The following is a 22,740-nucleotide window of genomic DNA, read 5'->3' as shown; positions in this document are numbered from 1 at the left end:
TTATACTGATCAGATGTTTCGATAGTCCAGAGCCATTTATGCATCCCGGAACATTGCATCAAATGCGCACATTCGTGTTATCACCTAGGCACTTACGTGCCTTCGCACTTTGTAGCATCGGCGCATTTGCATAATGCAAGAAAGTCACTTTGGCGCCAAATCGCCTATGCGCCTTGACGCCAAGGTGACGCAACATTGGGAAAAGACAATGCCGGAACAACGCGCGGTGCAAATCACAGTGGCCTCTCCCAAAGGCGGGGTCGGCAAGACCATGACCACCATCCTGCTCGCTGGCGAGTTCGCCGCCGCCGGTCATCGGGTGACGGTGCTCGACACCGATCCGCAACTGTCAGCGCTGGAGTGGAGCAAAAACAGTCGCCGCGCCGGGTACGCTCTTTCAAACATCGACGTCATCCCCATCAACTCGACCGACGAACTGATCGATCGCCTGGCGCAATCCGACGCCGAGGACCTGCTGCTGGTCGACGTCCAAGGCACGGCCGTGGCCGCCCTCGGACCGGCCGTCGCCAACGCCGACTTCGTGCTGATCCCGACGAAAGCGCACGTCTTCGATGTCAAGCAATGCCTGGGTCTGATCCGGCACATCCGCTCGCTTGGCGGACGCCATCGCGAAATTCCCTACTCGGTGATGCTCAACATGGTTTCGGGGATCGAGCACAACACGATGGCCTTTCGCACGGCGATCCAGCTGCTGCGGCAGGCCGATGCCAGCGTGCTTGAGACGTTTTTGTCGCAACGGCCGACCTTCGCCTCAATCGCCACCGCCGGGACGCTTTACGAAGTCCAGCCCGTGAACAAGGCCGTGCAGGACGCTCGCGACCAAACGAATGCCCTGACCGCCGAGATCATCCGCAAACTGAACGGAGCCACCCCCCAATGAACGAGAAAAGCGATCGGACCGCAAACCAATTGCCGCTGCCCGCCTTGAAACCGCGTGCCCGTTCGGATGATCCGTTCTCGCGCAACATGGCTGCCATCGTGGAATCCAGCATCAGCGAAACGGACAACCTGGAGCAGCAGACGAGAACCCAGTCTGCCAGAAAGGCGAAGGCGGAGCTCGAAAGGCCAAAGGCAGACGGCGGGACAGCCCGGCTGCACACACGCATTCCGGTCTCGCAGATGATCGAGCTGCAGGTCCATTGCGCGCGCAACAGAACAACCATGCAGGAGGTGGTGCAGGGCCTGATAACGGAATTCCTTGCTCGGCAGCCAAAGTAGCCAGACGCGCCAATCGCGTCGATTTTCGTTATCACCGACCGCCCATGACTCCGGCCCAACGAGGATTGGCTACATCTCTTCGGGGAAGGCCATCAAAGACGCTGCTGAACGACTGACGTTCGGTTCCATCCATCACGAGAGTGAATCGATCCGCGTCCGCTGATTCAAACCATTCATTGGACGCGCGCGTCCGGCTGCGCGATTCTCTCCGCAATGATCGCGCAGCTCTATCGCCTCTGTATCGAACGCCGCGACGCGGATCGGAACATGGCGCGCTTCTATGCGCTGTCGATCGAGGAGACCCTGTTCGGCCAGACCTGCCTGGTCCGCCGTTGGGGTCGGATCGGAACCACCGGCCGCACGGTACAGCACTCTTTCGATACCGAGGGCGAAGCTGTCGAGCTTTTCCTCCAGCTGCTGCGCGCCAAGCGGATGCGCGGCTATCAGCCGCGATCCACCTATCCGATGTCAATCGGCCACTATAGGGGTCTGACTCACATTTGATGATGTTGCATGGCGGCGTGGTGCCGTTTTCTGAGGGGAATCAGCACCATGGTGAGAAATTTGCGTTTGTCGTCCTTGATCCCGGCGGGATTGGTCGTCGAGGCCATCGCTGAGAACGAAGGAGTGATCGTCATTACCGCGCGGTCAGGGTGATGAGGGACTGTTGCGGCTCACTACGACGCGCGCAAAAAAAGGGCCTGCGACGGAGCATCCGTCGCGGGCCCTTTTTTTGCGCGTTCGCCTAATCAGGCTGATGGAGGCGTTTCAGCAATTCCCCGAAGATTCCACGCTACGGACGATCACCGGTAGCAGCCTTGTCATCCGCCAGCTTTGTGGCGACATCGGACGGCAGCGGCATGAAATCATAGCCGTGCGCCATGGCGGCGTGGTGAAGATCGTCAAGCATCTCAAACGCCTGATCGTGAGTGCCAAGCCACAGCGCCGGTTCGTCGGTCTCTTCGTGGGGGAATGCCTGCAGGAAGTAGGTTCGCAGCGGCGGGTCGTAGCCGATGATGGCCTCGCGGTCGGAGCGGCCGTGTCCGGTGACGGTGCCAGTGACTGTGATCGTATAGCGGCTCATCGTAGCCTCCTTGTTCCGGGAAGGTGAGGTGAAGGGGCCGGCCCCCTTTCGAAGCCGGCCCGTTCGTGGCTGTCACTGGGGATTGTTCCAGAGGATGACCTTCTTGTTCTCCTCGCCACCCGGGGCGGGGGCGAGATTGCCGAAGATCACGCCGATCTCGGGGGCTTCCAGCTTGACCGAGAGGTACTCCTCGCCCGAACGCTGGGAGATGCGGTGCCAGCCGGCTCCGATCTCGAAGCCCGTGCGCTTGTTGACGATCCGGTAGTCGGGCGCGTCCTCGCGCGACTTGTTGGTGTTCGGGATAAGGGTGATCGGGGCGTTGACCCGGAGCGTGGCAAAGACGCCTTCCATCGAGCCGTCGGCCTTGGTGGTGAGGTTTGCGATCGTGGTGGCCATGGTAGTTCTCCTTCGGTTGCATCGGGACCATTCCCGATGGCGCCAAAGGAGAGGGCCGTCCTGCTGCGGTCATCTCGGCGAAAATTCTGGAAAATTCTATTTGCCGAAAAATTGCGGGCAGGCCCTTCGCCTGCCCGCGGACAAAAAACAGAAATCGAATTTTCCAGAATATTCGCCGAGTGTACCCCCAACGGGGGTTGACCGCACAAAGCAGGCGGTCGTCTACAAAGGCGACATGAAACGGGAATGGCCCCGGATGCGGCAGATGGACAAGAACCCTGGCCGCTAACGCTTGGCCGCCCACGCAAAGGTGCCGGATCGCCGGAACATGCTTGCCGCGCCAGCCTCTCGGGTCATTGCCCGTGCCTCGCCGATACCTCGAACAGCAACACGGCGCGTGAACCGCCTTGCGTCTTCGGTATGGCGGCCGATCGGTTTCGAGATTGGAGCCGGCAGGCAACGAATTTCACGCCCTCGATAGGCGGTGCCTCGAAGCCAAGTTGGATGACCGTCCAAGACAGGATGTTCGCCACGCTTGCCCCCGCTTTCAGATGCGAGACGGGGTCAAGATGATCATCCTCGACAGACGCCCCGCCGTGCGCGTGTGGGCCGGCTTCGAATTGGGGCCGGCTCCGGCCGTTCATACAGCGGAGGTGGGGGCACAGGGGCCGGGTCAAGCATATGGGATCGAGCCTGCCGGACAGCCGGTGGACCGCGCGCACATCATCCTGGCAACGCCAGACGCTCCTCCGGCGTCATGCGGGCTTCGACCTGCCGGCGGACGTCCGGACCAGCATGGCGGAGCATGGCGCACCAGTCTTGCACATTGTACGCGGTCGCCAGGCTGCCCCTGGCCAGATCGTAAATGACGCACGGCTTGTTTGTCATCGCGAGCCGAAGCACGTTGACGGCCGTGCCGGGCGATGCGCCGTCCCAGACCATCATGCCAAAGTCGGCGCGCCGCGCCATCTCCCGGTCTTTGGCGGCGTGGACAAAGTCCCCTCTGGCATCGTCAGGAGACGGAACATGGTAGGCGGCCCAGTCGCCCAAATTATTGCGGGGCTCCTTGCCGGCATGGAAGACGCCGACATGCTCGTACCTGTAGCCCGCGAGCAGGCCTTGCGCCTCGGCATCCGCTCCCGAGGCGTCGCCAATCAGCACGCCGTGCTCGGCAGCAACGATTGCGCCGATGCGAGTGATGGCAGGTTCCGGCAGCTCGAATATCTCGCCTGATCCACCTATGAATATCATCGACATCGTGACTTCCCTTCTCTCCAGCGTCCCCCGCCCCCGCGCCGGCCGCCCTCTCCCTCTGGCCCTGCGCGAGGGATCGTCACCCGAAGGCCGAGACGGCGAAGCCGGCGCGGGGAGCGGCGGGACGCCGCGACTAGAGCCCGGCCGGCCGCCAGACCGGCGCGCCCGGACCCTGCCGCTGCCGGAGGCGCTACGCGCATGGACTAGCGGCTTTCGGCCAGCCAGAGGCTCACGTCCTGGATCGAGCGCATCAGGATAGACGGGTTGTCTCGCGACGGGACAAAACCCCAGCTCTGCCAGTAGCCCTCGGCCTCGGCGTCGATCGCCCGCACCACCACCGCGCGGCCGGCGACGATTTCGGCGCCGGCGACGCAGCGACGAAGCGCGTCCTTGACCAGGCCGCTGCCGATGCCTTGTCCGGCATAGCGATGATCGACGGCGAGTTGGCCAATCAGCAGGCAGGGGATCGGATCGGGCGGGCGTCCGGTGCGGATGGCGCGCGGTGCGCTGTTTGGCTGGATCACGCCCGGCGCAAGGCCGTAATAGCCGACGACTGTTCCCTCGTCGTGAACGATCAGAACGCGGGTAAACCCGCGGGCCTGGTTCGTTCGCGCGAAGCCGGCCAGCCAAGCGTTAAGCGCCAGCTTGCCGCAATCGAAGCTTTCGAGGCGGTGCGCGTCGTCGAGGAGTTCGATGCCTGAAAGCGCCACCTAGCGATCCCAGGGCGGGGACCGACGCAGCCGCTCCGCCGCCTTCGGCGGGGGGGCGGCGGCAGGGGCTGAGATCGCCTGCATGAAGGCGTCATAGGCTTCCGGGGACACGCGGATGACGGTTTCGTTGAGGATGGCCGCTTGCGCCTCGTGGAGTGCTGCGCGCCGCACGAACTCAGTTCGCGACAGGCCGAGCAGCTCCGCGCCGCGGTCGATGATGGTGAGATCATCGTCGCGAAACCGCATCGAGACGGGTGTTTCCTTCCTCGTGGCTGTAGTGGCCATGGCGCGCTCCTGTGCTGCGGACGTATATACGCCAGTGTAACGCGGACTGCAATACCATATTGCATGGCTGCATGCTCCACCGCGTACGATCCGTGGAGGCGCAGCGTGCCGTGCTTCGCGCGCGGGCCGAACCCGACCGCGCGCGTCGGGTTCGATGGTGCGGATGCGAGGAAACCGGCGCTTCACGCGCCGCCCTCCGCGAACCGCCAGACGGGGATGCCAAGCCGACGGGCCTTGTCGGCGAGGTTCTCGGTGATGCCGGAGCCGGGAAAGACGATCAGGCCGTAGGGCACCACCGAGAGAAGCTGATCGTTGCGGCGGAACGGTGCGGCCTTGGCGTGCCGGTTCCAGTCCGGCTTGAAGGCGATCTGCGTGACCTTGCGGCTCTCGGCCCAGCAGGCGGCGATGCGCTCGGCGCCGCGCGGGCTTCCGCCGTGCAGCAGGACCATGTCGGGATGCTTCTCGCGGGCCTTGTCGAGCGCGTCCCAGATCCGGTCGTGATCGTTGAAGTCGAGGCCGCCGGCGAAAGCGATCTTGGTGCCGGCGGGCACCAGAACCTCGGTTTCGGCGTGGCGGCGCGCGGCGAGGAAGTCTCTGGAGTCGATCACCGCCGCTGTCATCGCCTGATGGGAGACCTTGGATCCGGTGCGCGGCCGCCATGCCGATCCGGTCTGCGCCTCGTAGAGGTCGGCGGCTTCGTCGCGCATGATTTCCAGCACGTTGCGACGCTCGATGTAGGTGATGCCTTCGCCCGTGAGCCGTTCCAACTCGACGGACTTCACCTCCGAGCCGTCCTGTTCGCTCTGGCTCGAACGCTGCGCGTCCTCGTTGCGGTCGAGGCTGCGGGCGACGCGTTCGGCGGCGCGATGGAAGACGTTGGTAAAAGACCAGAGCAGGTCGTCGAGATCGGGTTCGAGCCTGGTGTCGCCGAGCATGCCGGCGAAGGTCTCGACGATCCCGGCGAGGCCGGCCCGGATCACCTCGTCGTCGGGCAGCGGGCGCGGGTCCGGCTCGTCCTGATGCGGACGATGGCCGTACATCTGCAGTTCCAGGATGACGCGGTCAGTCGGCGAGGAGGCGTGATAGGGCTCGTAGGCGTCGTCGAAAGGAAGCTCGTAGGTCATGGCGTGTCTCCGTCGGTCGTGGCCGCGCCGATCGCGGCCTGACAGCGCATCCCCGCCGCGCCCCGGGCGCGGCCGCACCGAAGGCCGAAGCGCAAGCGGAGGACGGCGCAGCCGTTGCGGCAGTGACCGGGGGGTGGCAGGGGTCGCCTCTCAGGCAGGCCACTGGCGCGGCCCCTCCGGCGGACCGCCGCCATGCCTGCAAACTTTCCAGTGACGCCGCCCCTGCCCGCCCGGACAACTTGCCGGTTTGGGCCGCTCATCCGGACGGCAGAAAGAGACGGGCATCATCCGGGATGAGCTGGCCCCGCAGCCAAGCCACGAGGCGGGCCGGGCCGAGCTGCCGGAGATCGTCGTTGAAGTCGCCGAGCCGCGGCTGCAGCACCAGGGCGAGGATCCCGGCCTCGCCTGCTCGCCGGCTGAGACGCTCGATGCCATGCCGGCCGGCGGCGTCCGCATCGGCCGCGATGTAGAGGCGGGTACAGCCGGGCGGGAAGATCAGGCCGGCGAGGTGATTGGCCGAGGTGGCGGCTGCCACCGGCAGGGCCGGCATCACCGTCCGGAGCGAGGCCATCGTCTCAAAACCCTCGCCGGCAGCCATGACCGGAACAGGCGTACCGGGCTGGAGGCCAAGCCAGATGCCGTTACCCAGAAGGTGGCCCAGCGAGCGACGGGGATCGACGAGATGCGCCTTGCCGTTGCCTGCCGGATCTAACCAGGTGCGCTGCAGGCCAGTAATACGCCCATCCAGGTTGGTGACAGCGGCGATCAGGGCCGGAAGCGTCCGCGTCTCGCCCGTCACGAGATCCCGGTAATAGCAGGCGGGATGGAAGCGCAGGGCGCGCTCGCGCGTGGAAAGCAGAATGCCGCGGCCGGCAATGTAACGCTGGGCTAGGGTGCCGGCGATCGGCTGCGACATGGCGAACAGGCGACGCGCGGCGTCGGGCGAACCGCGTGCCGCGGCAGGTTGGCGCTGCGCGCCAAGGGTCTGAGACTGCAGTCGGGACCGCGGCATGGCGAGGAAGCGACGCGCCTCGTCCGCGACCTCGCGGAAGTCCGTGAGGTCGCAGCTCGCCTCGATCACGTCGAGCAGGTCGCCATGTTCGCCGCTTTGCTCATCGACCCATTTGCCTGCTGGTCCTTTCGCATTGGCTTTCAGGCGGACGTGCATGGAGCGGCCGCGCGTGTTGCGCACGTCGCCGACGATCCAGTGATTGCCCGAGCGATGACCGTTGGAAAGATATTCGCGGCACACCGCCTCGGCATGATCGCCAAGGCGGTGTGCCAGATCGGAAGCCGAGCCGGTCATGGTCGCGGCCCCTCAAGCCGCTGCCGTACGGTCGGTGACCCCGACCAGCGTATGACGGTCGAAGAGGGAGGTCAGGATGTCGGACCCTTGCGCGGCCGTCGGGATGAACAGCCTCAGCTTCCAGGAGATGATTTCGGAGATCAGCCCCAGCGCCTTCAGCCGGGGAACCATGGCGTCGGTGAAGCCGATCAGCTCGACACGGTAGTCGTTCATGACGCGGCTGCGGCGCAGGATCAGGCCGTCGGCAAGCTGCAATGCGATCTTGCCTTCCACGAGCCCGGTCCAGGCCTCTTCTGGCGCGAGCGCCGGCACATCGTCGAGACCCAGATTCCGGAACAGGGTCACCACCAGCGTCGATGCGATGTGACGCCCGATGATGCGCTCGCCCGCGTCGGTCTGGATGCGGTAGACCTGGCAGTCATCGTCCGGCAGCCGCCGCCAGATCGGCAACAGCAGGCCGGTGACAATGTGGAAGGTGCTCGTCGTGAACTCCGGGACGGCAGCGGCTTCAGTCTGCCAGAGGTCACAGAACAGGTTTCGCTCAGTCGGCTGCCAGTGCGTTTCGGCAAGGGCGTCGAGGCCAAAGCGCAGCTCGTCGGTCGGCCGCAGCAGGCGCACGCGGTGCTCTATCGCTCCGTCGTCGAGCATCAGGCTCGCCGCCGGCAGCTGTATCGCCGCGCGGTTCGAACGGGTGTTCACCAGCAACACCGATTGGGGCTCGGCGCGGGCGATGGCCAGCACATCGACAAGGCCGAGCGGCCGGATGCGGTCCTTGCGCGCGACGGTCAGCACATGCGACTGCGCGCCCGTGACCGGATGCGTGTAGACGGTTCGGCGATCGGTGACGACGATGCTCTCCGCCGTGATCGTCTCCAGTCCCTTGTCATAGTTGCCGGCAGCGATGGCGCCTTCGACCTTCGCTGTCATCAGTTGCTCGAACACCTCGAACAGCAGGTTCTGGGTTTCGATGCGCAACGCAAGCAGCCGATTGAGCCAGGTCGTGATCGGCGGCAGCTCGTCGCGCAGCCCACCTTCGTCGGTGGTCAGCGACAGGCCCGTCACCGTCTCGAAGGTCGTGAGTGAGCAGCCCTCTATCTTGCCCTGGTGGAGCAGATAGTAGAATTGGCGCAGCGCGGCGCGGGCATAGGGGCTTTCAAGATTGTCCTCGGCGCGAAACAGCCCTGCCCCGCCAGTCTGGCGCTGGCCACGCGTGATCGCGCCCAGCGTGTCGAGCCGCCTGGCTATCGTCGACAGGAACCGCTTGCCGGCCTTCACATTGGCGGCCATGGGCCGGAACAGCGGTGGCTGCGCCTGGTTGGTGCGGTGCGTCCGCCCGAGACCCTGGATGGCGTTGTCGGCGCGCCAGCCGGCCTCGAGCAGATAGTGCTTGCGCAGTCTCTGGTTTTTTGCGCCGAGATCGGCGTGATAGGAGCGGCCGGTGCCGCCGGCGTCCGAAAAGACCAGCACGCTCTTGTTGTCATCCATGAAGCTTTGCGTCTCGGCGAGGTTGGCCGAACCGGGACGGTTCTCGACGGCAAGCCGGTCGATGCTATCGCGACCGGTCTTCCTGACGATACGGCGCGAGCGGCCGGTCACCTCGGCGACGGTGTCGGTACCGAAATGGTGGACGATCTGGTCGAGCGCGCTGCCGACCGGTGGCAGTGACGCGAGTTTTTCGATCATCTCGTCGCGCCGGCGCACCGCCTCGCGGCACTGCACGGGATTGCCGTCCGCGTCATGGACGGGCCGCGAAGTGACGTTGCCCTCGGCGTCCGAGTACTCTTCGAACAGCTGCGTCGGGAAGGAGTGCATCAAATACCCTCCTACGTACTCACGCGGCGTGACATCAACGTGGAGATCCGACCATTCCTCGGTGGGGATGTCGGCCAGCCTCCGTTCCATCAGCGCCTCGCCGGTAGAAACGATCTGCACGACAGACGAATGGCCGGCGACACGGTCCTGCTCGATCGCGCCGATCAGCGTCGGCGTCATCATCGAGGTGATAAGGTGGTTGAAGAAGCGCTGCTTGGTGCTCTCGAAGGCCGATCGCGCCGCCGCTTTGGCGTTGCGGTTGAGCGTGGCGGAATCGCTGGTGATGTTGGCTGCCTCGAGCGCTGCGATCAAGTTGTTGTGGATGACCTGGAAGGCGTCGGCATAGGCATTGTAGATGCGGATCTGCTCCTCTGTCAGCGCGTGCTCGAGGAGGTCGTATTCGACGCCGTCATAAGAGAGCGAACGCGACATATAGAGGCCGAGCGATTTGAGGTCGCGGGCGAGCACCTCCATGGCAGCGACACCGCCGTCCTCGATGGCCGCGACGAACTCGGCCCGGTTGGCGAACGGAAAATCCTCGCTGCCCCAGATGCCGAGACGTTGCGCATAGGCCAGGTTCTCGACAGCGGTCGCACCGGTCGCCGACACGTAGACGACACGGGCGTCGGGAAGCGCATGCTGCAGGCGCAGGCCCGCTTTGCCCTGCTGCGAGGGAGCGACGTCGCCACGCTCGCCCTTGCCCCCGGCGGCATTTGCCATGGCGTGGGCCTCGTCGAAGACGATGACGCCGTCGAAAGACTTTTTGGCCCGCGTCGGACCTTCGGCCCTCACCGCCGCGTTCTCTCCAGTCCCTGTCGCGCCTCCGACCCTCCCCGCCGAGTTTTCTTCAGTCCCAGTCGGGCCTTCGGCCCTCCCCGCCTCTTCTCCAACCCAGTCGAGGATCTGGGCGATGCGGGACTTCTTGCCCTCGCGCTCCTGCGAGCGCAGCGTCGCGTAGGTTGTGAACAGGATGCCCTCGGCAAGGCGGATCGGCGTGCCCTGCCGATAACGCGAGAGCGGCTGGACGAGAAGCCGTTCCTGGCCGAGCGCTGCCCAGTCGCGCTGGGCGTCCTCCAGGAGCTTGTCGGATTTTGAGATCCATAGTGCTCGCCGACGGCCCTGCAGCCAGTTGTCGAGAATAATGCCGGCGACCTGCCTGCCCTTGCCGCAGCCGGTGCCGTCGCCGAGGAACCATCCACGGCGGAAGCGCACGGCGTTCTCAGCGTTCTCCGGTGCGGCCGAGACGACATCGCAGGTGTCGTCCACCGTCCAGGCGCCGGCGAGATGGCCGGAATGGGCCTCGCCGGCATAGATGACGCTTTCGAGCTGGGCGTCGGACAGCAGGCCCTCTTGGACGACCGCCACCGGCAGCAAGGGGCGATAGGCAGGCCGGGGCGGTGCGACCGCCGCCATCGCCGCCGACTGCACAAGCCGTGTCGGATGCGGCTTCGCCTGGGGAATATGGATCGCCTGGAGGGCATAGGGCTCATAGATCGTGTCGGTGAGCCGGCCGCCTTTCTCCGGCATCCAGTCCCTCAGCTCATAGGCAAGGGGGACAGCCGGCGTGCTTGCCATGACCGGGCGGGCAGGCGTGGTCCGGGCCGCTGGGCGAACCGGCTGCCCGGTCTTTGGGACAGAGGCAGGCGCGGACCCGGCCGCGGACCGCCCAGCCATGCGCAAGGCGGTGTCGCGCAGGATGCCGCTCGCGAGAGCGCCGATCGAATTCGGATAGCCACCCGGCGTCCGCGGCGGCAGATCGGAGATCCACGAGAGCAATGTCTCGGCGGTCGTGGCCTTTCCCGGCGAGGCGATGAACCGGGAAGGATCGGCAGCGGGCACCTTGTCGATGACGGTCAGCCGGGTTTCGGCCGTGGTTCCATGGCGGGCATAGACGCGGCCGTCGATCGCAGCGGTGAAGAGAACGGTGCCGTGCTCCTGCAGTCGTTCGAAGGCAGGCATCCACTTGGGATTTTCTGGCGAGATCCCGGTGCCGGTGATGGCAACAAGCCGGCCGCCCGGGCGCAGTCGCGCGAACGCCGAGGAAAGGTGCCGCCACGCCGCATCGGCGACATGGCCATCGACATGAGCGCCGACGGTGAAGGGCGGGTTCATCAACACGATGGAAGGCTGGATGGCCGCATCGAGATGATCGTCGATATGCGCCGCGTCGTGCCGCGAGACCGGCACACGCGGAAACAGCAGGCCGAGCAGGTCGGCGCGCGTTGGCGCAAGCTCGTTGAGCACCAGTGAGGCCTGTGCGATCTCGGCATGAATGGCGAGAAGGCCGGTCCCTGCCGACGGTTCGAGAACGATATCCGACGACGCGATCGCGGCAGCACGTGCCGTAACGAAGGCAAGCGGAAGCGGCGTCGACAACTGCTGCCTCGCCTGGCTCTCGTCCGAGCGCCGTGTATGGGTGGGAAGGAGTTCGGCAACGCGCTTCATCATCGTGAGCGTCGCCTGCGGTGTCGTTGACCGGGACAGGATCGTCGGGCCGAACCTGCGGATGAACAGGACCTGCGCGGCTTCGAGGGCTTCATAGGCGTCCTTCCAGACCCACAAGCCTTGCGCATCGGTGCCGCCGAAGCTTTCCGTCATGGCGGCGTGGAGTGCGTTGCTGGTGACGAGCTTGCCCTGCTCGAGGGAGGGAAAAAGAAGCGTTGCCGCCTGGTGGATCGCCTGTGCGTTATGTCTGGCGGTGGGAACGGGTGCCGGCGCGGCAAGGGGAGCGACCGTCCGGGCGACGGTCGGTGTTGTCGTGACGATGTTCATGAAGATGTCCTTCGCAAGAGGGGAATGGCCTGCGCGCCGGCACTCTCTCCGCGCCAGCCGGGCCGCACTCCTCCCGGCTCCCCTCTTCCTCTGGCGCCGATGCACCAAACGGGTTGCACTCGACGCAAAGCCATGACTTGAATGCGCGGACAGGGATGCGGCGGCGACCTGGAGCTGCGGAGGTCATGCGACGGTTCAGAATTGGCAGTGAGGTCTACGAGGAAGGGGCGCCGGACCTGCAGGCGGCGCTGGCGAACGCCTACACCCGCAGGGAGCGTCCACTATGCCTGTGCCGTGAGCCGGGCTGCCCGATGTATGTCGCCCGCATCGGCGACCTCTACCTGATCAAGCGCATGCCGCTCAGCGGCGGCGGGCACGAGTCTTCCTGCGAATCCTACGAGTCCCCTTACGAACTGTCCGGGCTGGGCGCCTTGATGGGCAGCGCGATCCAGCTCGATCAGCAAAGCGGCATGGCGGCTTTGAAACTCGATTTCAGCCTGTCGAAGACGGGGGGGCGGGCAGCGTCCATGCCTGCTGGCCAAAACTCCGCCAGTGTAACCGGAGATCCCAGGAGGATGTCACTACGTGGCCTCCTTCACTATCTCTGGCACGAGGCCGAATTGACGGTCTGGACATCCAGATGGGCCGGCAAGCGACATTGGTGGAATGTCCGCTGGCATCTTCTGGAGGCTGCCGGGCAAATGACGACGAGGGGTGGACCGCTCGCGGATATCCTGTTCGTCCCCGAGCCATTCCGGGCCGAGAACAGGCAAGCGATCGAACAGCGTCGCAACACGGTCCTTGCTCCAGCACTACCGCCGAAATCGGGGCCGCGACAGTTGCTGGTCCTGGTCGGTGAAGTGAAGGAGATCGTGCCAGCCCGATCCGGTCAGAAACTTGTCATCAGACATTTGCCCGGTTTTCCCTTCATCATCGATGACGCATTGCATCGGCGTTTGCAGGCACGTTTCGAGAAGGAATTGTCGCTGTGGGAAGCGGATTCGAGTTCACATCTGATAGCGATCGCGACGTTCGGGCTCAATCCGGCCGGCCTCGCCATTGTCGAGGAGATCGCGCTGATGGTGGTGTCCGAGAACTGGATTCCCTACGAGACGGTCCCTGAGAAGAGGCTCGTCGATGCGCTGGCCCGTCTTCGCGAGAAGAGCGTGAAAGGATTGCGCTACGACCTGCAGCCCGACCAGCCGATCGCCAATGCGTTGCTTCAGAACAGGGAGGAGCCGATAGCGCTCTTTGTCGTTCCGGCCGGAGCGGACGAGAACTACGAAGCGTCGCTCGACGAAATGATCGCCGGGCGACCGGAGATCGGCTCCTGGGTGTGGCGGGTCGGCGAAGGCGATATGCCGCCGCTACCGCCTTGAGTGTCGTGCCGAAATTCCAACAAGGCTCAGTATGTCTTACGCAAGGCCCAGCTTCTTCTTGAGCTCGGCATTTTCCTTGCGCAGACGGTCAGCAAGCAGGTTCTTGAGGCGCTTGTTTTCTTCCTCGAGCGCGAGCAGATCCCTGAGGTCGCCGCTCTCCTGGGCAGGCGCCGCGGCCTTCTTCCAGAGATAATAGGTCTGTTCGGATATACCCGCCTGACCGACGGCGTGCTTGAGGGTAGCGCCGCCGGCAATCGAGTTACCGATCTGGGCAAGCCTTTGCGAGCGTTCGATCCGGGAGTAGACTTTTCGCCCGGTCCGGACCGCTGCAGCTGGGGCTTCGACTGCCTTCGAAGCAGGCTTGGCGCCATTCTTTCGAGGAGGCTGTTTGGGCTCAGCCTTTGCCTTTCTCGGCCGTAAGGTTTTCTTTTTCGTCTCGAGCGGGTTCGGCGTGGCAGATGCTTCCATAGTACCTTGGCGTGATTGAGCTTCCTGAGGATCGGCCATGTAAGGCTCCGCTTTCTGATTGGGTTGATCTTCTGCATCGATAGACCCGACGACGGTGTTAACCGGCCGAGGATTTGGCAGAAACACTACCTCTGCATCCTTGGCCACCTCTGCCGCAATAGCGGACAGGTCGACGTCGCCCCAAATGGGACGACCCGGTTTTTGAACGCCGCGCTTCTGTTTAACCTCTACGATGAATGGTCGGGTCTGTTGCTTCATATGCCTTTCCTGGTGAGAAACGATTTGCCGATAGACCGCTGTCTCTCGGGTAGAGCTTTATCGAAAGAGCCTGCGGGAGGGCAAGTGTCGTTTTCAACCGATTAATCCTCGTGGGGATGGCACGCTGGCCGCTATCTCAGCCTTTCCTCATCCAAGCCGCGGTCGAATGGCTTGCCGATATTCCCACGCGCAAGCTGGCCGGTGCCGCTCGGCAAAGTCGCGCCCCCGGGAAGTGTCAGGCGAAGTGGGAAACTGACCCCCCTCAAATCTTCGGTAGTGGGTCAGTCGTCTAATCGCAGACCAAAATGCTAGCCCAAATTTGTATTGAGGTGTCGTTTGCCGGGAGCACGGGTCGTCTTTGCGGTCGACATGAAGCCGCCGCATGATGGGCTTCGCGAGGGATGGAGCCTTCCAAGGTTTGAAACGCAATCGCGAGCGTTGTGACGCCAACGATGCAACTGACACAGCGGAATGGCTCGGCCCACGTCCTGGCAGGGACGTCTCGTTACGCCTCGGGTAGGCGCATTCGAACTTCCTTATGGATCAGGCCATGGCGGCTTCTTCCCGATTGAACAACTCACCGGATTTCAGCATCGCATGCATGATGACAGCGAGCTTGCGGGCGACAGCGACAGCTGCCCGCTTGAAGCCGATCTTGTCACGCAGCTTCAACCCCCATGTGCGCAGACTGCTGTCAGCCCGGCGCGTCAGGATCACGACTGCGGCCTCATAGAGAAGCCCTCTCAGATGAGGATCCCCACGCCGCGAGATATGACCATCATAATCGACTTCGCCGGATTGATAGCGTCGGGTTGTCAAGCCCAGCCACGCGCCGACAGCGCGCGATGTCTTGAAATTCGATGTATACTCGATGGCACCGATGAATGAAGTCGCAGTGATGGTGCCGACGCCGGGGATCGACATCAATAGCTGGCATGCGTCATTGTGCCGGGCGTTGGCGACGAGCTGCTGTCCGAGTTCAGCAGCGCGGGCGCGCATGCTGAGCCAAGCTTCGAGAAGTGGCAGGACAATCCGGCCAAGCTCTTCCTGATCGGCCAGCAGGCGCTGGACGTCGGCTTCGAACTTGCCGCCCTTGCTTCGCGGAATGATCAGCCCGAACGTCTTCATGAGCCCGCGGATCTGGTTGGAGAGCTCGGTCGTGATCTTAACCAGCCGGCTCCGCGCGGCCACCAGCGTGCGGCTCAGCATGCTGTCATAGCCCTTCACCCGCACCTCGCGGTAGAAGCCGACCTCGGCCAGATGCGCCAAGCCGTCGGCATCGTTGGCGTCCGTTTTGTTCGGTGCCATGTCCAGCGCGGCCTTGGCATGCCGGGCGTCGATGCAGATCGCCGGAAGTCCTTCGGCGCTCAAGGCATGATAGAACCACACCGACAAGGGTCCGGTCTCGAACACCACCCGCTTGGCCGCTGGCGCCCGCTTGCGGAGAACGTCCGCGACCAAGCTCGGATCAGAGGGACATTTGCCGCGCCAGATCCTTTTGCCGCCACGCCGCACAGAAATCGCCGTCTCTTTCAACGACACGTCGAGACCGATATATTCGCTCATGGTTGTTCTCCGTTCGATGCTTGGGCCCGGCGTCCAGTCGTGAACCCGCACTTCCATCCTATCGGGGAACAACCACCCGCTCTGCAATCATGTGAGCGCTTCCGGCCTTAGGGCGACTCGCTCCCGCGATTACCCCATGTTTGAAATTGCGGGTCTCATGAAACTTTCATGAACGTTTACTAATATCCCTCATTTCGGGGGAGCGTTTGGTGGACGAAGAAAGACCGCACAGACCGGTCTACCGCCTGCAGCGGATCGACGGCGATCAGGTGATGACCGTTGTCACCTTCTACTCGGCTGCGGAGGCTCTGACTGTGCTGCAGAACCTTCCGCACGGCTACAGGCTGACGCTCGACAACCGCCAGGTATTGCCTTCATCTGCTCGTCATGATGATGAAGCAAGTTAGCCTTGTGCCGATTGGGGTAGGGTGTATCGGCGCGCACTCCCAAGACCTCCAACTAGCCCGGGATGCCGCCCGGGCATTCTTTTAGGCCGGGCCTAGTTTGGCCTTGATGGTGTTAACTGCCTTCAAGATGGCATCGGCGGCTTGCTCATCAAGCGCAATGTCCAACAAGCCTTCCGTGGTCTGGATTGAGAGGATGCCCAACACGCCTCTCTCATCATCGACCGTGCCGACATGGATTTCTATCGGCACAAAAGGCGCGGCCTTGTCCTTACGCTTCATCGTTCACCCGTGGCACCGGCGGCGACAATCGCGCAAGCCGATGTCACGTTCAAGTGGGCTTAGGTCCGCTTCTTATAGGGACCGCGACGCGCCATCGGCTTTTCGGCTTCCTTCGCTTCGATCAGCCGCACGAAACAGAAGCCATCGCAACGCTGGCCGCGAGGCGGGGCATTCCGGACCTCGCCCAGCAATTGTCGAAGGCGCAGGTTCGGCATGCCCAGCTCGAACGCGCTTGATAGATGCGCATATTCGCCTCGTGGCGGCGGCTTACGAGGGGTCCACATCGTTGCCCCCTCACCTTCCACTGCGTGCGCGTATCACGGGCATGCAGCTGTCGATTTCGTCGTCCGACAGATCCTCGAGCAGTTTCAGGATCGTGCCGTCGCGGCCGTCATCGACCAGCAATGCACGCTTGCCGTGGTGCTCGACGGGCCAGGCGTCGGGATTGATTTCGCCGGCTATTCCCTTGAAGTCCGGATGCGTCGTGTTCCAGATGGCCTCGAGCTTTTCCTCACGGGTCATGCTGTCGGTCGCGCCCGTCTCGTGGGCGATGATGGCGGCGCGCATCTTGTCTGGGGATTGCCGATCCGACAGGTCGCAAAAGCCATGATACCAGCGTTCGCGGCCCCGGATCCTGATCTCGAAAAACACACTGGTGACGCTGCCGGCCTTGAATTCCGAAATGCCGAACAGCCCGGACCTTTGGAACAGAGGCGGCAGCAGTCCGAGCATAAAATGGTACGAGGAGGCCTCGATCTGGAACCACTCACCTGAATACGGCGTGCCGGAAAGCGGATCGAAGTCGGGGTTGTCCTTGTGTCGATTGAACAGCTGGAACATGTGCTCGCGCGTGGCGACGCCGACGAGCACCTTTCTGAAGGATGGATTTGAGGTCATGGCGGTTGGCTCCTGAAGCAGATCGACACCGCGCGGCGTGACCTGAAAACGAAAGAGCCCGGCACGATGGCCGGGCTCGGGTGAATCGGAATGGTGGTCTTCGATGGTCCCCTGGAGGATCGGGGGGCGTTCCGCGCTTGCCGTGATCGTCTTCCGATACCCCCTCCTTGGAGAGCTCTGCGGCGCCATGCGGTTAACCGACGCCGCCGCAGGATCGGGGCTGTGGCCTCAGGCGGCGCGGCGGTCTGCGGAAAGAGAATGACCCCGTCCGATGCCGGTGATGGCGCGGACGGCCGCGGCGAGGGCCGCAATGTCATCGAGCATGCCGAGCGCGACAAAATGGTTGGCCCCGCCTGTGTAGTCCTTGCGGGACTTGCAGGTCCGGATCAGGACGCCGTGGCCCGAGGAAAGCCCGAACTGGCCGACCTGGATATAGGCGCGGTCGTGGTGCAGGGTGATTTCCCCGGAAACGGCGATGCCCGCCTTATTTGAGCGCAAGTCAAAGCTGCCCGGCGGAAGTGCAAGCTCGGCAGCGAGCTTCTTCAGCCGTGAGCGGGCTGTCGTGTGAAAACGTCTCTTCTGCTGTTCGTCGCAGGAGCAGCTTCTGTTCCAGTCGAACATGTCGATCTCCATGAAAGGGAACAGGCCCGGCGGAGGTGCCGGGCCCGGTGGGGAGCGGGAGGCTGACTATTCGGCGGCCTGGAGATGGTCCGTCTCGTCGCCGTCGATGGTCACCGGCTCATCGGAGGACGGATCCGCATCGTCGGCGAGGAAGGCCGGCAGTTCTGCCGCATCGCCATCGAGCGTCGTCTCGTCCGACGTTTCGCCGGCGATTGCGCCGCCGCCATTGGCAGCCGCGTGGTCGACCTCGAGGCGCAGCGGCTCCGGCAGCCAGTTCGATCCCTCGAGAAGTCGGGCAGCCTCACGGGCCATGATCTCCTTCTTCATGTGGTCGATCAGCTGCGCGGAGTCTTCGCCACGGGCTTCGCGGACAGCCTGCAGAATCCGCGCCTTGGTGAGGCGCCCGAGGAACTCGACCGTGGGCGTCCAGGCGGCGTCGACCATATCGAACTGAAGTGAGTAGGCCAGCACGTCGGCATGCTCGAGCGCCCGCGGCCGCCTGTTCCACGGTTCGACCACCGCATTGAGGGTCAGCGAGACGCAGTGCGCGAACAGCGCCTTGCGGCTTGCCTCGTCGAGGCCGAGAAGGAAGTCCCACAGGCCGTCCGTCTCATCGGGCAGCTCACGGTCCCAGGCTTCGTGCCGCTCGGCGATTTCCTTCGCCCAGGAGGTCTCGGCAAGCCCGTCGACCTGGCTGAAGCTGCCGCTCTTCAGGCTGATCTCAAGGCAGCTGTCCGGCGCGAAGCGATAGAAGACCTGCAGGACGAAGGCATGGAGTGCCGCGAAGAAGGCGATGTCGGCGTCGCCGGCGAGCGCATTGCGCAGCGCCAGCGTCCGCTGTGCGGTCAGGTCGAAGACGAGCCGATCGGGCAGCGGCTTGATGCCGTCCTCCTCGCCGTCGTCACTAGCGCTGTCATCCACCGGCTTGCCGTTGACGACAACACCATCGCCATGGTCGTCGCCGTCGCCGTTAGACCGGGCTTCGCCCTTGGCCTCCCCTTCCTCGCGCTCATCGCCACCGCCGGTCTCGGGCCGGGGCTCGTCCTCGGCGCGCACGAAACCGGCCTCGACCTGGAGCTTGCCGTGCGCGGCAAGCGTCACGAACACACCGGCAATGCCCTTCTGGGCGGGGTCGTAGCTTTGAGGACGGTCATCGATCGCATCGAGGTCGGCGCCCAGCTGGTCGAGCTTCGCCTCGATCGCCTCGTCGGCATCCTCGGCCGCGGCATAGTCCGCATCGAGCTTGTCGTGTTCGGCCTTCAGCGCGTCGTAGCGTTTGATCTCCTCGGCGCTGAGCTCCTGGGCCTCGGCGTAGATGCGCCGCATGCCGGAGGTGTGGCCATAGGAAAAGCTGATCGCCGCCTCGACCCATTTCCAGCCTTCAGCACGAATCGCCTCGGCATCCACTTTCAGCTTGTCGAAGACCAGCTGCTCGAGGAGCGCTGCATCCTGGAACCAACCGCCGGAATCCTGCTCGAACAGGTCGCGCAGGACGACGCCGCCGGCCGCCTCATAGGCTTCCGCGCCGACATAGACGGCACGGCGATCGTCTGCGCGTACCGTCGTCTCGGTCAGCAGGCGCCTGATGTAGTAGGGTTCCTGCGTGTGCGAGTTGGATATCCGCTCCCAGATCTGCTCCTGGCGCGCGTGGTCGTCCGAGATCGAGAACGCCATGACCTGCTCGAGCCGGATTTCGTCCTTCTCGTAGAGATCGAGAAGCCTCAGTGACACCGATGCCAGCCGCAGGCGCTGCCTCACCGTCGCCGGCGATACGAAGAAGCGGGCGCCGATCTCGTCCGGATCGAGCCCCTGATCGCTCAGCGTCTTGAAGGCTCGGAACTGGTCGAGCGGATGAAGGTCGGCGCGCCGCAGGTTTTCGGCAAGCGAATCCTCTTCGGCCGAGGTCTCTTGCCTGCGGTTGACGATGCAGGGGATCGGCTCGTTCTTCGCCAGGCGCTTCTGCTTGATGAGGATGCCGAGCGCGAGATAACGCCGGCCGCCGGCCGGCACCTCGAACGTGCCGGTTTCCGCGCCATCGCCGTCGAGCACCGGACGGACGTTCAGGCTTTGCAGGAGCTTGCGCCGGCTGATGTCTTCGGCAAGCTGCTCGACGGAAACGCCGTCCTTGATGCGCCTGACATTCTTCTGCGATAGCATCAGCTTGTCGTAGGGGATGTTGTCGGCGGCGTTCATTGCGATCTTCTGAATGGCCTTTGCCATGGTCAGGGTCTCCATGACGGGCGGCCCGGGGCCACTCCCCGAACCTCCAAGCCCGTCACGAAACCTCCCCTCCCCCCTCTGCCTCTGCCGCCCGCGCGCGTGCGCCGGCCGCACGGGCAGCCGCGCACTCGACTGCGGAGGGAGGGCGCATTGCCGGCACGGTATGGATCAGGCTGCGAGATCGAGCAGCTTCTTGGCCTTGCCTTCCATATCCAGCCGCACGTCCTGATGCTGCTTGTCGCGAGCGACGCGCGTAATGCCCTGGACAAAATCGAAGACGGTCTCGGGTGGCCGCCCCTCCTCCATGAGCACGGTGTCGATGATCTTGGTGGTCTCGGCTTTGGAGAAACCACGCTTGCGCAGGAAGCTCTGGCGATCATCATCGTCTCGGGCGACGATCCGTTCTCGCGCGGCCTTGATGCCGTTCACAAAGGGCATCGGCGAGGAGTCCGCGAACTGGATCAGCGCCGGCTCCGCTTCGAGGGCGAAGCGCGAAGCGGCATATTTGGAGTGCCGGATGGTGATTTCCTCGAAATCTTCGACGCCGTCGGGTAGGGGCGAGGGTTCCCGATGGGATTGACCTCTACCCCTCCCACGGAACCGGACGTGATAGTTTCCCATCATCCGGCTCCTACGTTTGCATTCATACGATCAAGTCTTGCCTGTAACCGTCCGGCATGGTGTGCAACATGGCAGTCGCGGCAGAGCACAACACGCTTGCGCGTGCGTGCAGCTTTGACCCGGACCCACAGCGTGGTGCCCTGCATGTCACTCATTTTTCGGACGTGATGCACCTCCACCGGCACGTCTTTCGTCCCACACGCTTGGCATACCCTCGCCTTGAGCCGATCGACAAAGTCGGTTCGGCCAGCAAAGTGGATATGCGTCTGCGTCTGATGATCGACGTGCTGGGATGCCAACATGGGCTCGACATCCTTGAGGAGGAACATCGGCATGAAGCGCCGCTTTTGGCTGCCTTCATACCACAGGCCGAGGCGATCCCCGTTTCGGAGCCGCTCTGCCGTCACCTTGACCGAGCACTTATGCTTACGGGACAGGGTCTTCATAAAACTCCACCACCATAGATGGTGAAGCCGTCCGACCTGCTGTTTCCAGAGCGTGCCGAGCTTGTAATACTCGGCCAGCCCCCGCAACATCGCATTGTATCCGGTCAGGATGGCAACGTCAGAGTTGTTGATCACTTCGCATCGAGCTTCGCCACGGTTGGTATGGAGATTTCCGAGGCGATTGCGTTCTGCAAAGCGGGCGAGCTTATCCATCGGCACATGAAGCTGCATCCGGTCTCCGGGCACACGCTTCGTTACAGCACGACTGCGCTGCATGAGACGTTTGGTGCGACCATCGCCGTATGTTTTCAGCTGGTAGCCGAGGAACATGGCTCCCTCGTCAGCTTTCCTGATACCGCTTTTCTCCGCGGACACTTCCAGTTTCAGGGTTTCGGCCAGATACGTTCTGACCTCGGCCATGACACGGCGAGCGTCCTCCTTGCTGCCGATCACGCCGATCACGAAGTCATCGGCGTAGCGACAGTAGCGAAGTCGGCGGTAGTTCGGATCGAACTGATCGACGGACGGCTTTTCGAGCCGTCGCCGCTCCCACTCCCTGATTTCCTCGATCAGCCGGGGAATCTCTTCCTCGTTGCCATTGGCACGCCGTCGATTGATCATATTGCGTCGGATTTGGATCCGCTTTGAGGCTTCAAGGTAGGCGGCACTGCGTCGCCTTCCCTGCCCTTTGTCGAACCGTGCTTTCATCTCTCCCACGAACAGATCGAGTTCATGGAGGTAGACGTTGGCGAGGATCGGCGAGATCACGCCACCTTGCGGGGCTCCACTGAAAGTTTTGTGGAACTTCCAGTCTTCGAGATAGCCGGCCTTGAGCATCCGCCCGATCAGCTGCAACAATCGATCATCATCGATACGCTTGCGCAACAAACCGAGCAGTATGTCGTGGTCGATGTTGTCGTAGTATCCGGCGATATCGACCTCGACCAGCCATTTCATGCCATGCCATGTGCGCCTGATTTCAGTCAGGGCCGTGTGACATGACCGCCCCCGGCGGAAGCCGTGCGATTGTTCCGAGAAGACCGGCTCGTAGACATGTTCGAGCAGAATCTTCACAGCCGCCTGCACCAGCTTGTCGTCGGCAGTGGGAATGCCCAACGGGCGTTTCTTCCCGTTGGCTTTGGGGATGTATTGCCTGCGCGCCGGAGAGAAACGATACGATCCATCCAGAACGGACGCCATTACCTCCTGCATCCTTTCAAGCGAGAAGCCATCGAGGGTGTTTTGGGGGTCGACGCCCGGTGTCAGTGCTCCTTTGTTGGGAGCGATCTGCTCATAAGCCCTTTCCCATATGGTCGGAGCCGAAAGCAGCCTGAACAGGCCGTTGATACGTTTTCCCTGACGAGACAGGTCGATGATCGAGTCCAGTCTCTTCTCTACGGTGTGCGGTTGCATCAGCAAACCTCCGTCATGAAGTTGAAAGACCCAGCAAACGCGCCGCCCTTCACCCGTGCAGTGGAGATTCCCCGTCCGGTTGCCCGGTCGGTTTCACCCGTGCACGTCCATCCTTGGATGGCTGTCCCGGGCATTACCCCGGGCGTTTGGCTACTATGGCGGCTCCGTCGCCCTACGGGACAT

At 63.5% G+C, this 22,740-nt stretch carries 21 protein-coding genes and 1 pseudogene; 5 read left to right on the top strand and 17 right to left on the bottom strand.

Going from position 1 to position 22,740, the window contains the following annotated elements:
- Window positions 1-208 precede the first annotated feature (208 nt).
- The 3 genes from C8D77_RS28840 (at window position 209) to C8D77_RS28830 (ending at window position 1,743) form a co-directional block, all read left to right on the top strand.
- A complete protein-coding gene (locus tag C8D77_RS28840) occupies window positions 209-901 on the top strand; it encodes a ParA family protein (protein ID WP_109670842.1) in 693 nt (230 codons plus the stop codon).
- Window positions 898-1,239 carry a hypothetical protein gene (locus C8D77_RS28835; RefSeq protein ID WP_095204876.1) on the top strand — a complete coding sequence of 114 codons (342 nt, stop codon included), beginning with the start codon at window positions 898-900 and terminating at the stop codon, window positions 1,237-1,239. The genes C8D77_RS28840 and C8D77_RS28835 overlap by 4 nt, the downstream gene beginning before the upstream one ends.
- A 213-nt stretch (window positions 1,240-1,452) precedes the next feature.
- A complete protein-coding gene (locus C8D77_RS28830) occupies window positions 1,453-1,743 on the top strand; it encodes a WGR domain-containing protein (protein ID WP_109670660.1) in 291 nt (96 codons plus the stop codon).
- A gap of 289 nt (window positions 1,744-2,032) precedes the next feature.
- On the opposite strand, the gene C8D77_RS28825 is transcribed toward C8D77_RS28830, so the two are convergent.
- From C8D77_RS28825 to C8D77_RS28785, 8 genes are all read right to left on the bottom strand, one after another.
- The gene (locus C8D77_RS28825) at window positions 2,033-2,323 is read right to left on the bottom strand and encodes a hypothetical protein (protein WP_109670658.1); all 291 of its coding nucleotides are present in this window, start codon (window positions 2,321-2,323) and stop codon (window positions 2,033-2,035) included.
- 72 nt (window positions 2,324-2,395) lie between these two features.
- A complete protein-coding gene (locus tag C8D77_RS28820) occupies window positions 2,396-2,719 on the bottom strand; it encodes a DUF736 domain-containing protein (RefSeq protein ID WP_006205585.1) in 324 nt (107 codons plus the stop codon).
- A 723-nt stretch (window positions 2,720-3,442) separates the two neighbouring features.
- Window positions 3,443-3,976, bottom strand: coding sequence for a hypothetical protein (locus C8D77_RS28810; protein WP_109670654.1), 534 nt, complete (start codon window positions 3,974-3,976; stop codon window positions 3,443-3,445).
- Between the two features lie 200 nt (window positions 3,977-4,176).
- Window positions 4,177-4,683: a GNAT family N-acetyltransferase gene (locus C8D77_RS28805; RefSeq protein ID WP_109670652.1), complete on the bottom strand. Its 507-nt coding sequence runs from the start codon at window positions 4,681-4,683 to the stop codon at window positions 4,177-4,179.
- The gene (locus C8D77_RS28800; protein WP_095204806.1) at window positions 4,684-4,968 is read right to left on the bottom strand and encodes a type II toxin-antitoxin system TacA family antitoxin; all 285 of its coding nucleotides are present in this window, start codon (window positions 4,966-4,968) and stop codon (window positions 4,684-4,686) included. It lies immediately after the preceding gene.
- A 182-nt stretch (window positions 4,969-5,150) separates the two neighbouring features.
- The gene (locus C8D77_RS28795) at window positions 5,151-6,092 is read right to left on the bottom strand and encodes a DUF2493 domain-containing protein (RefSeq protein ID WP_109670650.1); all 942 of its coding nucleotides are present in this window, start codon (window positions 6,090-6,092) and stop codon (window positions 5,151-5,153) included.
- A gap of 256 nt (window positions 6,093-6,348) precedes the next feature.
- Window positions 6,349-7,398, bottom strand: a complete 1,050-nt coding sequence (locus C8D77_RS28790) for a DUF7146 domain-containing protein (protein WP_109670648.1) — start codon at window positions 7,396-7,398, stop codon at window positions 6,349-6,351.
- A 12-nt stretch (window positions 7,399-7,410) separates the two neighbouring features.
- The gene (locus C8D77_RS28785) at window positions 7,411-11,982 is read right to left on the bottom strand and encodes a strawberry notch-like NTP hydrolase domain-containing protein (RefSeq protein WP_109670645.1); all 4,572 of its coding nucleotides are present in this window, start codon (window positions 11,980-11,982) and stop codon (window positions 7,411-7,413) included.
- A 185-nt stretch (window positions 11,983-12,167) separates the two neighbouring features.
- Here C8D77_RS28785 and C8D77_RS28780 point away from each other — a divergent pair, with 185 nt between their 5' ends.
- Window positions 12,168-13,361, top strand: a complete 1,194-nt coding sequence (locus C8D77_RS28780; protein ID WP_109670643.1) for a DUF1173 domain-containing protein — start codon at window positions 12,168-12,170, stop codon at window positions 13,359-13,361.
- 36 nt (window positions 13,362-13,397) lie between these two features.
- Here the strand turns inward: C8D77_RS28780 and C8D77_RS28775 are convergent, their stop codons facing one another.
- The gene (locus C8D77_RS28775) at window positions 13,398-14,087 is read right to left on the bottom strand and encodes a transposase (protein WP_245951896.1); all 690 of its coding nucleotides are present in this window, start codon (window positions 14,085-14,087) and stop codon (window positions 13,398-13,400) included.
- 543 nt (window positions 14,088-14,630) lie between these two features.
- On the bottom strand, window positions 14,631-15,653 hold the full coding sequence (locus tag C8D77_RS28765) for an IS110 family RNA-guided transposase (protein WP_109670639.1): 1,023 nt from the start codon (window positions 15,651-15,653) through the stop codon (window positions 14,631-14,633).
- Between the two features lie 209 nt (window positions 15,654-15,862).
- Here C8D77_RS28765 and C8D77_RS28760 point away from each other — a divergent pair, with 209 nt between their 5' ends.
- Window positions 15,863-16,060: a hypothetical protein gene (locus tag C8D77_RS28760; RefSeq protein ID WP_146211836.1), complete on the top strand. Its 198-nt coding sequence runs from the start codon at window positions 15,863-15,865 to the stop codon at window positions 16,058-16,060.
- Between the two features lie 81 nt (window positions 16,061-16,141).
- Here the strand turns inward: C8D77_RS28760 and C8D77_RS28755 are convergent, their stop codons facing one another.
- The 7 genes and pseudogenes from C8D77_RS28755 to C8D77_RS28730 form a co-directional block, all read right to left on the bottom strand.
- Window positions 16,142-16,339 carry a hypothetical protein gene (locus C8D77_RS28755; protein ID WP_109670635.1) on the bottom strand — a complete coding sequence of 66 codons (198 nt, stop codon included), beginning with the start codon at window positions 16,337-16,339 and terminating at the stop codon, window positions 16,142-16,144.
- Between the two features lie 59 nt (window positions 16,340-16,398).
- A complete protein-coding gene (locus C8D77_RS37750; protein ID WP_170136845.1) occupies window positions 16,399-16,554 on the bottom strand; it encodes a hypothetical protein in 156 nt (51 codons plus the stop codon).
- Between the two features lie 79 nt (window positions 16,555-16,633).
- Window positions 16,634-17,425, bottom strand: a complete 792-nt coding sequence (locus C8D77_RS28750) for a DUF1419 domain-containing protein (RefSeq protein WP_342770058.1) — start codon at window positions 17,423-17,425, stop codon at window positions 16,634-16,636.
- 39 nt (window positions 17,426-17,464) lie between these two features.
- On the bottom strand, window positions 17,465-17,857 hold the full coding sequence (locus C8D77_RS28745) for a hypothetical protein (protein WP_170136844.1): 393 nt from the start codon (window positions 17,855-17,857) through the stop codon (window positions 17,465-17,467).
- Window positions 17,858-17,923: 66 nt separating this feature from the next.
- Window positions 17,924-20,077, bottom strand: a complete 2,154-nt coding sequence (locus C8D77_RS28740) for a ParB/RepB/Spo0J family partition protein (protein ID WP_109670838.1) — start codon at window positions 20,075-20,077, stop codon at window positions 17,924-17,926.
- A gap of 168 nt (window positions 20,078-20,245) precedes the next feature.
- A pseudogene (locus C8D77_RS28735) lies at window positions 20,246-20,623 on the bottom strand (hypothetical protein); the annotation flags it as partial.
- Window positions 20,624-20,697: 74 nt separating this feature from the next.
- A complete protein-coding gene (locus tag C8D77_RS28730) occupies window positions 20,698-22,557 on the bottom strand; it encodes a reverse transcriptase domain-containing protein (protein ID WP_109670629.1) in 1,860 nt (619 codons plus the stop codon).
- Window positions 22,558-22,740: the final 183 nt, after the last annotated feature.

The organism is Mesorhizobium loti (assembly GCF_003148495.1).
Classification (GTDB): domain Bacteria; phylum Pseudomonadota; class Alphaproteobacteria; order Rhizobiales; family Rhizobiaceae; genus Mesorhizobium; species Mesorhizobium loti.
Note: the sequence above shows the minus strand (reverse complement) of the source record. Positions and strands in the feature narration are given on the sequence as shown.

What these genes read in the sequence shown, in the direction of transcription:
- C8D77_RS28825 (WP_109670658.1), bottom strand. Translation starts at nt 2,323, where the DNA reads ATGAGCCGCTATACGATCACAGTCACTGGCACCGTCACCGGACACGGC.
- C8D77_RS37750 (WP_170136845.1), bottom strand. Translation starts at nt 16,554, where the DNA reads ATGCCGAACCTGCGCCTTCGACAATTGCTGGGCGAGGTCCGGAATGCC.
- C8D77_RS28800 (WP_095204806.1), bottom strand. Translation starts at nt 4,968, where the DNA reads ATGGCCACTACAGCCACGAGGAAGGAAACACCCGTCTCGATGCGGTTT.
- C8D77_RS28810 (WP_109670654.1), bottom strand. Translation starts at nt 3,976, where the DNA reads ATGTCGATGATATTCATAGGTGGATCAGGCGAGATATTCGAGCTGCCG.
- C8D77_RS28835 (WP_095204876.1), top strand. Translation starts at nt 898, where the DNA reads ATGAACGAGAAAAGCGATCGGACCGCAAACCAATTGCCGCTGCCCGCC.
- C8D77_RS28795 (WP_109670650.1), bottom strand. Translation starts at nt 6,092, where the DNA reads ATGACCTACGAGCTTCCTTTCGACGACGCCTACGAGCCCTATCACGCC.
- C8D77_RS28740 (WP_109670838.1), bottom strand. Translation starts at nt 20,077, where the DNA reads ATGGCAAAGGCCATTCAGAAGATCGCAATGAACGCCGCCGACAACATC.
- C8D77_RS28840 (WP_109670842.1), top strand. Translation starts at nt 209, where the DNA reads ATGCCGGAACAACGCGCGGTGCAAATCACAGTGGCCTCTCCCAAAGGC.
- C8D77_RS28730 (WP_109670629.1), bottom strand. Translation starts at nt 22,557, where the DNA reads ATGCAACCGCACACCGTAGAGAAGAGACTGGACTCGATCATCGACCTG.
- C8D77_RS28785 (WP_109670645.1), bottom strand. Translation starts at nt 11,982, where the DNA reads ATGAACATCGTCACGACAACACCGACCGTCGCCCGGACGGTCGCTCCC.
- C8D77_RS28820 (WP_006205585.1), bottom strand. Translation starts at nt 2,719, where the DNA reads ATGGCCACCACGATCGCAAACCTCACCACCAAGGCCGACGGCTCGATG.
- C8D77_RS28780 (WP_109670643.1), top strand. Translation starts at nt 12,168, where the DNA reads ATGCGACGGTTCAGAATTGGCAGTGAGGTCTACGAGGAAGGGGCGCCG.
- C8D77_RS28750 (WP_342770058.1), bottom strand. Translation starts at nt 17,425, where the DNA reads ATGGCGCCGCAGAGCTCTCCAAGGAGGGGGTATCGGAAGACGATCACG.
- C8D77_RS28775 (WP_245951896.1), bottom strand. Translation starts at nt 14,087, where the DNA reads ATGAAGCAACAGACCCGACCATTCATCGTAGAGGTTAAACAGAAGCGC.
- C8D77_RS28830 (WP_109670660.1), top strand. Translation starts at nt 1,453, where the DNA reads ATGATCGCGCAGCTCTATCGCCTCTGTATCGAACGCCGCGACGCGGAT.
- C8D77_RS28755 (WP_109670635.1), bottom strand. Translation starts at nt 16,339, where the DNA reads ATGAAGCGTAAGGACAAGGCCGCGCCTTTTGTGCCGATAGAAATCCAT.
- C8D77_RS28790 (WP_109670648.1), bottom strand. Translation starts at nt 7,398, where the DNA reads ATGACCGGCTCGGCTTCCGATCTGGCACACCGCCTTGGCGATCATGCC.
- C8D77_RS28765 (WP_109670639.1), bottom strand. Translation starts at nt 15,653, where the DNA reads ATGAGCGAATATATCGGTCTCGACGTGTCGTTGAAAGAGACGGCGATT.
- C8D77_RS28745 (WP_170136844.1), bottom strand. Translation starts at nt 17,857, where the DNA reads ATGTTCGACTGGAACAGAAGCTGCTCCTGCGACGAACAGCAGAAGAGA.